The sequence below is a fragment of the Aequorivita capsosiphonis DSM 23843 genome (assembly GCF_000429125.1).
Taxonomy (GTDB): Bacteria; Bacteroidota; Bacteroidia; order Flavobacteriales; family Flavobacteriaceae; genus Aequorivita; species Aequorivita capsosiphonis.
Genome location: NZ_KE386850.1, coordinates 21,940 through 34,689, shown reverse-complemented (window position 1 = coordinate 34,689; position 12,750 = coordinate 21,940). Strand labels below are relative to the sequence as shown.

Annotated in this window: 10 protein-coding genes; 6 read left to right on the top strand and 4 right to left on the bottom strand. The window is 38.5% G+C overall.

All coding sequences use genetic code 11. The annotated features are described in order from the left end of the window. The first annotated feature begins 39 nt into the window (after nt 1-39). From ppk1 to G440_RS0117440, 3 genes are all read left to right on the top strand, one after another. Nucleotides 40-2,076: a polyphosphate kinase 1 gene (ppk1, locus tag G440_RS0117450; protein WP_026452472.1), complete on the top strand. Its 2,037-nt coding sequence runs from the start codon at nt 40-42 to the stop codon at nt 2,074-2,076. A gap of 163 nt (nt 2,077-2,239) precedes the next feature. Next, a complete protein-coding gene (locus tag G440_RS0117445) occupies nt 2,240-2,521 on the top strand; it encodes a DUF4160 domain-containing protein (RefSeq protein WP_245574888.1) in 282 nt (93 codons plus the stop codon). 10 nt (nt 2,522-2,531) lie between these two features. Beyond that, nucleotides 2,532-2,804: a DUF2442 domain-containing protein gene (locus G440_RS0117440; protein ID WP_034259922.1), complete on the top strand. Its 273-nt coding sequence runs from the start codon at nt 2,532-2,534 to the stop codon at nt 2,802-2,804. 113 nt (nt 2,805-2,917) lie between these two features. Here G440_RS0117440 and G440_RS0117435 read toward each other — a convergent pair whose 3' ends face one another. From G440_RS0117435 to G440_RS0117420, 4 genes are all read right to left on the bottom strand, one after another. Then, a complete protein-coding gene (locus tag G440_RS0117435) occupies nt 2,918-3,919 on the bottom strand; it encodes an App1 family protein phosphatidate phosphatase (RefSeq protein ID WP_026452469.1) in 1,002 nt (333 codons plus the stop codon). Nucleotides 3,920-3,999: 80 nt separating this feature from the next. After that, complete coding sequence (locus G440_RS0117430; RefSeq protein ID WP_026452468.1) at nt 4,000-5,265, bottom strand: MgtC/SapB family protein; 1,266 nt, start codon at nt 5,263-5,265, stop codon at nt 4,000-4,002. 122 nt (nt 5,266-5,387) lie between these two features. Next, a complete protein-coding gene (locus G440_RS0117425) occupies nt 5,388-7,895 on the bottom strand; it encodes a sodium-translocating pyrophosphatase (RefSeq protein ID WP_026452467.1) in 2,508 nt (835 codons plus the stop codon). A gap of 753 nt (nt 7,896-8,648) precedes the next feature. Continuing rightward, nucleotides 8,649-9,161 carry an inorganic diphosphatase gene (locus G440_RS0117420; protein WP_026452466.1) on the bottom strand — a complete coding sequence of 171 codons (513 nt, stop codon included), beginning with the start codon at nt 9,159-9,161 and terminating at the stop codon, nt 8,649-8,651. A 1,009-nt stretch (nt 9,162-10,170) separates the two neighbouring features. Between G440_RS0117420 and G440_RS0117410 the strand changes: the two genes are divergently transcribed. The 3 genes from G440_RS0117410 (at nt 10,171) to cas2 (ending at nt 12,645) form a co-directional block, all read left to right on the top strand. Beyond that, entirely contained in the window at nt 10,171-10,974 is an 804-nt protein-coding gene (locus G440_RS0117410) for a hypothetical protein (RefSeq protein WP_157418063.1), read from the top strand. A 466-nt stretch (nt 10,975-11,440) separates the two neighbouring features. Beyond that, nucleotides 11,441-12,325, top strand: a complete 885-nt coding sequence (gene cas1, locus G440_RS0117405) for a type II CRISPR-associated endonuclease Cas1 (RefSeq protein ID WP_026452463.1) — start codon at nt 11,441-11,443, stop codon at nt 12,323-12,325. Continuing rightward, nucleotides 12,316-12,645: a CRISPR-associated endonuclease Cas2 gene (gene cas2, locus G440_RS0117400; protein WP_026452462.1), complete on the top strand. Its 330-nt coding sequence runs from the start codon at nt 12,316-12,318 to the stop codon at nt 12,643-12,645. The genes cas1 and cas2 overlap by 10 nt, the downstream gene beginning before the upstream one ends. Nucleotides 12,646-12,750: the final 105 nt, after the last annotated feature.

Genomic DNA, 12,750 nt, shown 5'->3' with positions numbered 1-12,750 from the left:
AGTAACTTAAAAATTTACTCGCATTTCTAAAGAAAAAAAATGGCTTCACTCTACAACAATAAATTTTACCACCGCGATATTTCGTGGCTTCGCTTTAACCATCGTGTTTTACAGGAAGCAGCGGACCAACGCAATCCGCTGTACGAACGCATCAAATTTCTAGCGATTTTTTCCTCGAATTTAGACGAGTTCTTTCGGGTTCGGGTGTCGGATATTCGGCAGATAAAGCATTTAGAAAAACCACTTCGAAAAAAACTCATTACCAAACCGAACAAGGTTTTAAAGGAAATAAAAAAGCAGGTTGATATTCAGCAAAATGAGTTTGGAGAAATCTTTAATCTTGAGATAATTCCACAATTAGCTTCGGAAGGCATTCATCTAATTGGTTTCGAAGACTTTTCAGAAGAACAAAAAGAAATCGCGACAAACTATTATGAAGAAAGCTTAAAACCAATTACCAGAACTAAACGCTATTCCACCACCGAAAAACATTCTGTTTTTGTTGAAAATGAGTGGCTTTATCTTGCAGCCCAAACGGCAAAAGATGAATTCCTTTTGGTAGAAATTCCTGAAACGGAGCCTCGTTTTTTTATATTTCCTTCGGAAGATGAAAAGACGTTCCACATCACTTTTATTGATGATATTTTGAAGTATAATCTGCAGAAAGAAGTTTCCAATGAAGAAGAAATAGCTTTCTATTCCCTGAAAATATCAAGAGATGCCGAGCTTTATATTGAAGATGAATTTTCGGGTAACTTAATGGAAAAAATTAAGGCGGCGCTTCCTAAACGCGATACAGGGCAAGCGACACGGATTTTAATAGATCCCGAAATGCCCGAGAGTTTTCGCGAGATTTTAAAAAAGGCATTAGACGTAAATCACACGGATGTGGTTTTGGGTGGACGCTATCATAATTTCAAGGATTTTATGAAGTTTCCAAATCCTACGACTAAGAAACTTACTAACGAAAAACTACCGCCACTACCCCATCCTGTTCTTAGCAATTGCGATTCCATTTTTGCCGAAATAGACAAGAAAGACCAATTGTTGCATTATCCTTATCAGAGTTTTGACCCAGTGATAAAGCTGATGCAGGAAGCTGCCAGCGATCCTTTGGTAACAACCATAAAAATGACCATTTATCGCGCTGCGGCCGAGTCGCCTTTAAACGATGCCATCGCCTTGGCTGCAAAAAATGGAAAAGATGTAACTATTTTTATTGAAGTAAAAGCTCGTTTTGACGAGCATAACAACTTGAAATGGGGCGCAATTTTCCGAGAAAACGGGGCGCGGGTAATTTATAGTTATCCTGATATAAAAGTGCATTCCAAGATACTTTATATCGAACGTGAAGTGGAAGATAAAATTAAGCGTTACGCTTATATTGGAACCGGAAACTTTAATGAAAACACTGCCACGCTTTACACAGATTTTGGTCTAATGACGAGTTATAAAAAAATTACCAAAGACTTAAAAAAGGTGTTTATGGTTTTGGAGCGCGATATGATTGTGCCTAAAACCAAAGAACTCTTAGTTTCCCCTTTTTCTACCCGTGAACGTTTTACGGCTTTGGTGGAACGCGAAATTGCACTCGCCAATGAAGGCAAAAAAGGATTGATTATTCTAAAAATGAATAGTCTACAAGATAAGGGGATGATCAAAGAGCTTTATAAAGCCAGCAATGCAGGGGTTGAGGTTCGTTTATTAATTCGAGGCATGTGTTCCTTAGTTCCGGGAATTGAAGGACAGAGTGAAAATATCTATATAACCAGTATTGTAGATCGTTTTCTGGAACACGGAAGGGTTTATCTCTTCGGAAATGATGGCGATACAAAAATATTCGTCGGTTCTGCCGATTGGATGACGCGAAACCTTACCCATAGAATTGAAGTGGTAACGCCTATTTTGGACGAGGATCATAAACAAACAATTCGTGATCTAATAGACATTGAATTGGCCGATAATGTAAAAGCTCGGATTGTAGATTCGGAGCAACGGAATGAATATGTGAGTAATTCTGAAGAACCGGTGCAGTCGCAGTTGGCGATTTATGAATATTTTATGGAGAGACAGTAAGAAGGACTTTTTGAAACACGACTATTTGGAGTCACGACTTGAAATATGAATATAGAAGGAAAATGACCAAGGGTCGCTTCGCTAAAGTATTGGTTCAAAATATTTTAGCTATAAGTGTATTTTGACCGAACACAACAAGATTTATAAAACTTTCTATGTATTATTGAAAATATCTGTAAATTTGATAATGCCTGAGATTTGTAGATTTTATGGGATTATTATAAAAATGTACTTCAATGACCATAATCCACCTCATTTTCATACAGAATATCTAGGCTACAAAGCTACAGTATCTATTGAGGCTGGTATTGTGGAAGGCAAAATGCCTAAAAGAGTTTTGAACTTAATCTTTGAATGGTTAGAGATTCATCGAGAAGAACTAATGAAAAATTGGCTTTCAATGGAAGACTCAGGAGAATATTCAAAAATAGAACCTCTTAAATAAAATTAAACCCATGAGTGTTAGCGTAGTAAATGCAAAATTATTAAAAGATTTTAAACTTCATATTCAGTTCGATAATGGGGAAAGCGGGGTTGTGGATTTAGAAAGTGTGATTTTAAAAGATCCTAGAAAAATATTCGAACCCTTAAAGAATAGAGATTATTTTAAAAATTTCAGCTTAGATAGCTGGACTATTGTTTGGCCAAATGATTTTGGGTTCGCACCAGAGTTTTTATACGATCTTGCGCTCAGTCAGAATAAAAAGCTTGAAAAAGCAACTATATAGTTTCTACAATTACATCTGAAGACTTCCTGAAAAATATATTTGATTTGCCATCGTAGCATGATTGAAAACCACATAGAACACGATGGAGGCACAATGGACACAAAGTTTTATATTCAAATAAATCCCATCTCTTTTGCATGCATAATCGCGGCTTCGCTATCTTCCACTAGAAGTACCGGAACGGTTTCATAATCTTTAAACAGCCCTTTTACACGGATCATTTTCTTTTTATGTTTTACGTTTCGCAGGTAGATTGCCAAGATGCGTTCTGGGTGGGCTTCGGCGATTTCGGTGTAAATATCTGGATCGTGTTCTCCGCTATCTCCTATTAAAATAAAGTTGAGTTGCGGATATGTTTTAAGAATATTGATTATTTCCTTTTGTTTCTGTGGCTTTTCCGGCTTATATTTTTTGGCAAATGGATTGACAAAATCGCGAAGCAAAATGGGGCCTTTTGGAAAATTATTCGTCTCTAGAAATACTTCCAAGTAACGATAAAGATTCCAAGGGCCATGACTAACGTAGAAAATTGGATTGCTTTCATCGGCAGACTTTCCCTTTTTCAACATTTGGTAAAAATCTGCGGCGCCTTCCAAGGGAACTCTTTTTTCGGCTCGTTTAAAGATGGTGTTTTTAATCACCTTCCATTTAAAACGGGAGGTTAGCCCTGTATGCATTATGGTATCATCAACATCGCTGATTACCCCAAATTTAGCTGTTTCCGAAGGAATAAAAACTTCTCCCTTAAACCTATTTTCGCTCTGTATCTTTCTTTTTGGAAAAGTTTCAGCAAAAGAAATCTCGTATTGCAAACAGCCATTCTTATCTATCAGAGGAAGGATGTTTTCAATGGCTTGATCTATTAAAAAGTAACCTTGGCTATCTGTTTCGGTTTCAATTTTACGTCCGTCAGGAAGTGTCAGAATTAATTGTGCATCCGTGATAAGGTCTGTTTCAAAACGTTTATAAGTGTTCCACAACAAATTAAAAAACCCCTTTTTTGAAAGATCAATATTTTCATCTTCCAAAGCCCTTCCTTTGGCATACAAATGATTTTGTGTGCCATAACTTCGAAATGTAATAATCTGGATGGGGTCTTTTTTAAAAATACTCATTTCGCATATAAATTATAGGCCTATATTTCTGAAAATCTTGGGTAAATCATTCATTCCTTTAGGAAGACAACCTAATAAAGTTAGTAAAAATGCCATGAAGCCGGCCATAACCACATCATTAAAAGTCCCGCAACAATTGAAATTGACAGAGTAGCTCCCAACCATTTTAAAAGATGCTTAGATCCTAATGCGGCAGCAATTACAATTTTGAATGCAAAATTTGCAAGCATTCCAGTCATGATCAATCGCCATCCCAATTCTGTGTCAAGTCCGCTCTTTATCGACTGCGCCAAAGAAAGGGTTATAGCATCCTTTTTCGCCAATCCCCCTATAATGGAAACGATATATAGTCCGCTATTGCCAAATTCCTCTTCGGTAAATGCAACGGCCAGTAAGATAAGTCCATAAAGAATTCCGAATACAAATGCACTTTTAAATTGCGCGGGATTTTTAGGTTCGGGCATTTCCTCTAAATTTTTATCTTTTGAAGTCGTATAAAAAAGTATAATTGATAAAAGCGCCATAAAGACGAAGAGAACCAAAAATGGGCTTATTACCGCGTTTAATTTTTCGGGAACAACAACTCCTATTTCAATAATTACCCGAATAATTGAAACCGTTACCGCCGTTAGAATTACAAAAGCTGAAATCTTACCAAGGGATTTATTGCTCTTGGAATTTCGCGAGTAACTAACCGAAGTTGCGGTACTACTTATAATTCCGCCTAAAATTCCATTAGAGACCATCCCCACTTTTTTCCCTACCCATTTATAGATAAAATAGCCCAAGATGCTAATGCCAACAATAAGGGTCACCATTAACCAAATGTCCTGCGGGTTTAAAACATTGTAAGGACCATAAGTTTTGTCGGGCAGAATGGGAAGAATTACAAGTGAAATTCCAACAAAAGTCATTATCGCTGAAAGATCCTTATCTTTTAACCTATCAATAAAATTATGTAAGGTTTCTTTTATATAGAGCAAAAGCGCGAGTGATCCGCCTACTACTACCGCGATAATCTGATTTCCCAAAACCAAATAAGATCCTATGGCAAACATAAGTAAGACGGCCACTTCCGTAGTTAAACCGACGCTGGTTCCGGGATCTTTTCTCGCTTTTAAAAAATTGGACATTAACATAAGTCCGGTTATGGAAAGACCAAAAACAGGCAGAATAAACGGATTTTCGAAGTCTCTTGTAAGAAAACCCGCAAGAACCCCCAAGATGGCTATAAGGGTAAAAGTGCGGACACCAGCCATTTCATGATCGGTTTTTTCACGCTGGAGACCAACGAGAAGACCCAAACCAAAGGCAATACCTAGCGTGATTAAATCGGGATAGTTCATAGCCCAGCTAAGATAGTAAAAATGGGAAGCTTTTAATCTACGGCAAGAAAATAAAAAAACCTGTTAGATTCTTAAAACCTAACAGGTGGATATTTACAGTTTATTATAAGTTATCTTCGGGTCTACTCTTTATCCTTTATTTTAATTTTCATTCCTTCCACATCTTTTAACTGGCTTCGAACTTCTTCTTCGGTGCCGGTGAAAGTTTTGGTTTCAGTAGTTTCAACGCCATCAACTGTTTTAGTGATAGTCACATTCGCAGTTACTCGATCGTTGTTGTCATTTTTCAACATTTCAACCATTGTTTCTGTCTTATCTTTTAGGTTATCACCTTCTGTGATAGTCTTTCCAGTTTCAATATATTGAATTTGCTTTTCGGTCAAAATGGTTTTGTTTCCTTCGGCGTCAATAAAGTAAACTTCTTCGGAAGATGTTTCTGCCGCCATCACAGCACCATCGTGGTTTCCAAGAATCGGTGCGATCACAAGTCCGATCAAACACGTAAGTTTAATCAGGATATTCATAGAAGGTCCTGAAGTATCTTTAAAAGGATCTCCAACCGTATCGCCAGTAACGGCAGCTTTATGGGCCTCACTTCCTTTATAGGTCATTTCGCCATCAATCAGTACACCAGCTTCAAAAGACTTCTTAGCGTTATCCCAAGCACCACCAGCGTTGTTTTGGAAAATCGCCCAAAGCACCCCACTCACGGTAACGCCGGCCATATAGCCACCCAGCATTTCTGCGATTTCCATATTGTTCATTCCAAAAATCATGGGTACAAATGCAATTACCAAGGGAAAACCGATTGTAAGTACTCCCGGCAATAACATTTCTTTTAAAGAAGCTTTAGTTGAAATAGCCACACATTTATCGTATTCTGGTTTCCCTGTACCTTCCATAATCCCTGGAATTTCACGGAACTGTCTTCTCACTTCATTTACCATCTGCATCGCAGCTTTCCCCACGGCATTCATCGCCAAGGCAGAGAATACAACGGGAATCATACCCCCTACAAAAAGCATGGCCAAAACTGGCGCTTTAAAGATGTTGATCCCATCAATTCCTGTAAAGGTTACATAAGCGGCAAAAAGTGCCAAGGAAGTCAATGCAGCAGAAGCAATGGCAAAACCCTTACCCGTAGCCGCGGTGGTGTTACCCACAGAATCTAAAATATCAGTACGTTCACGAACAATTGGTTCCTGCTCGCTCATTTCGGCAATACCACCCGCGTTATCGCTAATTGGGCCAAATGCATCAATGGCAAGCTGCATAGCCGTTGTAGCCATCATTGCGGAAGCTGCAAGGGCAACTCCGTAAAAGCCAGCAAAAGCATAGGACGCCCAAATAGCACCTGCAAAAAGTAATACCGAAGGGAAGGTAGAAATCATCCCTGTCGCTAAACCTGCAATAATATTGGTTCCGGCACCTGTTGATGATTGTTGAACTATTTTAAGAATTGGTTTTTTACCTAGTCCTGTGTAGTATTCCGTTACCGATGAAATGGTGGCACCTACCACAAGACCTACTAATGTAGCATAAAACACGCGCATTGAAGTAATTTGAACCGGCTCAACCAAACCGAAGAAACGCATTTGCATCGTTTCTGGCAACATATAACGACATAGTGCAAAGCAAGAAATTGCCACTAAAATAATGGAGGTCCAGTTTCCAATATTTAAGGCACCCATAACCTGTGATTCCTTCGCATCGTTGCTTTTGATCTTTACTAAAAGAGTTCCAATAATGGAAATAATAATCCCAACACCCGCAATTGCCATTGGCAATAAAATTGGGCCTATACCGCCAAATGCGTCGGTAATTGCACCGCCCATATCTTTTATAACGTAGTTACCTAAAACCATCGCTGCTAATACTGTTGCTACATAACTACCAAATAAATCGGCGCCCATACCGGCAACGTCCCCTACGTTGTCACCTACGTTATCAGCAATAGTTGCTGGGTTACGCGGATCGTCTTCTGGAATTCCTGCTTCCACTTTACCTACAAGGTCGGCACCTACGTCGGCAGCTTTTGTGTAGATACCACCACCTACTCTTGCAAACAAGGCAATGGACTCCGCTCCAAGAGAGAATCCTGCCAGCGTTTCAAGAACAATGGTCATATCCATTGTGTTTGTCCAAACCCCTCCCATAAAGTAATGAAAGAAGAAAATAAAGAAGGCTGTTAATCCTAATACTGCAAGACCTGCAACACCAAGGCCCATTACGGTACCACCACCAAAAGATACTTTAAGAGCGTTAGGTAAACTTGTACGCGCAGCCTGCGTAGTACGAACATTTGTTTTAGTTGCTATTTTCATCCCCATATTTCCCGCCAAGGCAGAGAAAACAGCTCCGAAAATAAAGGCTACTACGATTAATAGATGTGTTGTTGGAACAATGTATGATACCACTGCCAAAGCGACGCTCACGATAACCACAAACACGGCAAGTAGCCTGTATTCCGCATTAAGAAAGGCCAAAGCCCCTTCGTAAATGTGATCGCTTATTTCTTTCATTTTACCATCGCCCGGGTTTTGTTTCAGTACCCAAGAACGTTTAACGGCCATAAAGATTAAGCCTAGTATCGCCATAGCAATTGGCGCGTATATCATCATTGATTCCATAAATTTCTTTAGATTAAGGGTTGGTTGTAAATTTTCGATTCCAAAAATAAGGAAATGCATTGGGATATGAAACAGGAAATCACCGAGTTTGTTAAATCAATTATTTTGTTGCGCCCTGAGACCTAAGCTCCTTCAATATAAAACAGAACAAACTAGTTAAAGTTATTTGAAAAATGAAATTGAGTTATATATGAAAAGTTGTAAAAAATCGAGCTTTAATCTCGTCTAGCCTCCAACGTCCATAACTCTTAAAGCAAAGAAGCTTTTTTAAAGTATTGTTGTGATTTACTTGCATTCAAAGTACCGCCACGAATTGCACTAATTTACACGAACCCCTCTGCCTTCCTTAGGCTAACTGGGTAGGTTCATTCTTTTCTTGAAACTGATGGCGCAAACAGGGCACTATAGACTTCACGAATGGAACAGACTTTCAATCTGTTTTGAATACCTTGTAACAACAGTAAAGAATGGTTTAGTTATATCTTTACCTTTATAAATATAACCGACCAAATATCAATTCCCTACAACAAACTACATCATATAATAAAAAGTTAAGACGCAATCTCGTGACTTATAATTATTGGAAGGACACACGGAAGCGAGGTATTTTTTCAATCCCACAAATAGAAAGGTCGTAAGACGAAACCCTGAATGGGTCATACGTCTTACGTCCTTCGGCTTATGTCCTTTTTATTACCTAAGATGAAACGACTGAAATCTCAAGTCTCACATCTCAAGTCTAACGTCTAAAATCTAAATACTAAAACGCCCGTGTACTTCCGGAGTGTCTTCATAGCGCTTTATGCACTGGTCAAAAATTTCAATGGCCTCTGTTGCATCTCCCCAACCACCAACATCTACGCGTTTCTTTTCAAGATCTTTATATACTTTAAAGAAATGTTCAATCTCTTTTATCAAGTGCGGGTTCAGATCCTGTAAGTCGTCTAATTGGTTCCAAACTGGGTCTGATACTGGAACACAGATAATTTTTTCATCCGGTCCTTTTTCATCTTCCATATGGAAAACACCAATAGCCTTTACTTCCATCACACACATTGGGAATGTAGGCTCGTGACCCAACACCAATACGTCTAATGGATCACCATCGCGGGCGTAGGTTTCAGGTATAAAACCGTAATCAGCTGGATACATCATACTGCTGAAAAGCATACGGTCAAAACGGATTTTCTTTAATTCAAAATCGTATTCGTATTTGTTACGGCTTCCTTTTGGAATTTCTATAAGTACGTCGAATGTCTTCTTCATGATAATTTTTATGTAATATGTAATTTATTTTGAGGGTGCAAAAGTACTATTTTTAGTCGGTAGTTGGTAGTCGGTAGCCGGTAGTTGTTGGAAAATTTTGCGGGTTTTGTAATTTTCGGTTAAAATGGGCTTATATCTATGTTGTCTAAACAATTAACTTAATCGAGATCATAAAAAAGATTTCATTCATTTTGTCTATGCTGTTTTTTTGAAGGGTTGGTGCTTACATCGCGCGCCTAGAGCCTCCTTCCGGAATGGATTGATATCTCCAAGATAGGCTATGGGCTATGGGCTTTGCACTATGGAATACAATCCAAAGACGGTTGTGATGTAAAAACTTAAATCAAGGCTTGCGTTGCTGGGAGAGCGAGGGTTACTTGTTGAGTGGATGGGGAATGTGAAGAGTAGAGGTGAAATTTTAGATGTGAGATGTTCAACATTAGATTTTTTTGTATATTAGTAGTTCTATCATAGATATGGTCAAAATCACTTGGCTTTTTTAATTATCCTCATTTTTTTAGCAATTTCACCCTTAACCCATCTGGACTTTACCCGCACCTCACCCGGACCTGACCTGGACCTTCGTTGCTGTAAAGATTCCTTATCGTCTTATTAAACCACCGGTGTTTATGGAGATTTCTGTAGTTGTAAAAATCGCTACCTTGGGTTTAATATTTCCAGTTTAACTTCTTCTTGTTTCTAAAAGGAATGGCTTTATTTTGGCTTTAAATACTAATTTCCTATTCTATTAGTCCTTTCGTTTGACGAGGGGATATTTAGGTGTTTTTGGAACTGGGATTTGCTTATCAACTGAAATTGAGTTATTTTAGTAAATTGTTGTATTATAGAACGTTGCATCTGCTCGTTTGAATCTCCAAAGTTATTCTCCCCAATTGCTAGACATAGGATCTCGATGATCTGAGTGTATGATTTTATATTTGTTGTTGAACCCATTATCGGCTTGTGGCTGCTATTTTGTAACACGAGTCGGTTTATAAAAAACTTTGATATGGCACGGATAAAGAATGATTTTTTTAAACTATCTGGCAGCATGGGCGGATTGAGCTTTAGCCAGGACGAAAAGGGAACCATCGTAAAACAAAAAGCCACGGTGAGCAAGAATCACATCTTGACGCACCCAAAAAGTAAAGGTACGCGGGACAATATGATGGAACTTGGCGGGGCAAGTATGGCGGCCAAGGTTTTGCGGATGGCCTTTTTGCGCAATAAGAAAGAGCTTGGCGATCGCTATTTTTCTGGCAGGTTGAGTGGCGCGATGCGTTTGGTTGTTGGCTTGGGCACTGGCATTCGTGGACAACGGAAGCTGGATATACGTAAAAACGGCAGTTTGCTAGAAGGGTTTGAATTTGTAAATGCCCGGCCTTTGGTCTATAGCATTGGTGGTATAAAAAACAAAGCCACATTAAACCCAGGCAGAAACGAGGTTTCTTGGACCTCTCCTAACCTAAAGCCTAAGGAACAAATAACGGCGCCCAAAGAGGCTACCCACTTTAAGTTTATCTTGTGTGCTGCTACCGTAAGTAATTATGAATACAGCCCAGATGAAAACAAATATGTGCCCTTGGAGCCAAAACACAGAAGCCTTAGCGCCCTTGTGGAAAGTGAGCCAATTGATTTGAAGCAAAAGATGATTGCGTCCGTAACTCTTAGCTTAAGATTGGCTGAAGCTAATGCTATGCCTCAAGCGGTGGCGGTGGTTAGTGCGGTTGGGGTTGTTTTTTATAGGAATGTGAACGGGGAGTTGTTGGAGATGAAGGATGCTAGGGGGATGCGGGTTTTGGGGGTTGGGTGAAAATGAAATCGAAATCGAAACCGAAAATGGAACTTCTGGGATTTCTAGGAACTAAAAACTGAAAGAGAATTGAATTCCGTTAATCTAAAGCGTAGGTGGTAAAACCAACCTAACTGTTTTGGCTCGTTACTGTATCTATTATAGATTATGGAGCTTGTGAAACATTTAACCAAAAAAAATGCCCCACATTGGAAGGTGAGGCGGCTTAAATGTTTTCACAACGGAATAATCCTTATTGTGAATTGCTTTCAAAATTGTAATCCAAAGATATATAAAAAATATTTAATGGTCTTTACGGGATTCCGTAAAGAGATGAATTTATTTTTTTATAAGTTTAGAACTTCAAATAATTAAGCATAAAGATTATGAAACGAATTTTAGGATTGGATTTGGGGACTAACCTTTATAGACACATCCCATACAAAACAAAGAAGTTACTTTTTTGTAAATGGAAAAATTTGCTGGCATGTTAAAACGAACACTCTTTTTTACCAACAAAACATCCATTACCACAAAATGGGAGCAATTAGTGGTCAAGATTGAAACTGGAGAAAAAACTGTTCCCATTGAGGATGTCGGGTTTGTCGTGATCGAAAACCAAGAAATCTATATTTCCATTCCCGCTTTAAATAAACTTATTGATAATAATGTGGCAGTGATTTTTTGCGATGCCAAACACATGCCCTCAAGCATGCTTTTAAATCTGGAAGGACATCACACCCAACAAAAATTGTTTAGCAACCAAATAAAAGCTTCCGAACCTTTAAAAAAACAGTTGTGGCAACAAATAATAAAAAGGAAAATAAAGTACCAAGCCCAACTTTTGAAAAAATCAGACAAATCTTTTGAAGTAATGAAATTTCACGAATCAAAAGTATTGAGCGGTGACACCGATAACCGTGAAGGTGCTGCAGCTGCACATTATTGGAAACATATCTTTGATTTCGATTTCAAAAGAGAACGTTTTGGCGAATACCCAAACTCCTTTCTAAATTACGGCTATATAATTTTGAGAGCCGCGGTAGCGCGCTCCCTTGCGGCAAGCGGACTCCTTTGCACTTTGGGAATACATCATCACAATAAATACAATGCATTCTGTTTGGCAGACGATATTATGGAGCCTTATAGACCAATAGTGGATGCAAAGGTATTGCAGATAATGATCGACTTTAAAGAAAAGGAGCTTACCACAGATATCAAACTGGCATTGCTGGGTATACTTACGGAAACAGTATATTTCAAAACAACCAAAAGCCCGTTGATGGTCGCAATTACTAGAACTACAACTTCTCTACAGCAATGTTATAATGGTACTGCAAAGAAAATTAGCTATCCAAAATTATGGAATTAAATGCCTATAGGATTATGTGGTTATTTGTATTTTTTGACTTACCAACCGAAACAAAAAAAGATAGACGCAATGCTGGACTTTTTAGAAAAAACCTTTTAAAAGATGGATATGCCATGATGCAATATTCCGTTTATATAAGACATTGTGCAAGCAGTGAAAGTGCAGATGTACACGAAAAAAGAGTTTATAGGCAATTACCGCCACTTGGAAAAGTGAGTATTTTAAGAATTACCGATAAACAGTTTGGCAATATAATGAATTTTTGGGGCAAGACCGCAGTGCCCAAAGAGCCGCCACCTGCACAATTAGAACTGTTTTAAAACAAAAAAAGGGACTATCTCATAAAGTGTGTAAGTTAAATAAATAGCGGGGGCCGGCCCCCGCTATTTATTTATTAACTTTAAATTTTTACACATTATGAAGAA

Bases quoted from the DNA above. Each gene is read 5' to 3' on its own strand.
- cas1 (WP_026452463.1), top strand. From the start codon at position 11,441: ATGTTAAAACGAACACTCTTTTTTACCAACAAAACATCCATTACCACA.
- G440_RS0117425 (WP_026452467.1), bottom strand. From the start codon at position 7,895: ATGGAATCAATGATGATATACGCGCCAATTGCTATGGCGATACTAGGC.
- G440_RS0117435 (WP_026452469.1), bottom strand. From the start codon at position 3,919: ATGAGTATTTTTAAAAAAGACCCCATCCAGATTATTACATTTCGAAGT.
- G440_RS0117420 (WP_026452466.1), bottom strand. From the start codon at position 9,161: ATGAAGAAGACATTCGACGTACTTATAGAAATTCCAAAAGGAAGCCGT.
- G440_RS0117440 (WP_034259922.1), top strand. From the start codon at position 2,532: ATGAGTGTTAGCGTAGTAAATGCAAAATTATTAAAAGATTTTAAACTT.
- cas2 (WP_026452462.1), top strand. From the start codon at position 12,316: ATGGAATTAAATGCCTATAGGATTATGTGGTTATTTGTATTTTTTGAC.
- G440_RS0117410 (WP_157418063.1), top strand. From the start codon at position 10,171: ATGGCACGGATAAAGAATGATTTTTTTAAACTATCTGGCAGCATGGGC.
- ppk1 (WP_026452472.1), top strand. From the start codon at position 40: ATGGCTTCACTCTACAACAATAAATTTTACCACCGCGATATTTCGTGG.
- G440_RS0117430 (WP_026452468.1), bottom strand. From the start codon at position 5,265: ATGAACTATCCCGATTTAATCACGCTAGGTATTGCCTTTGGTTTGGGT.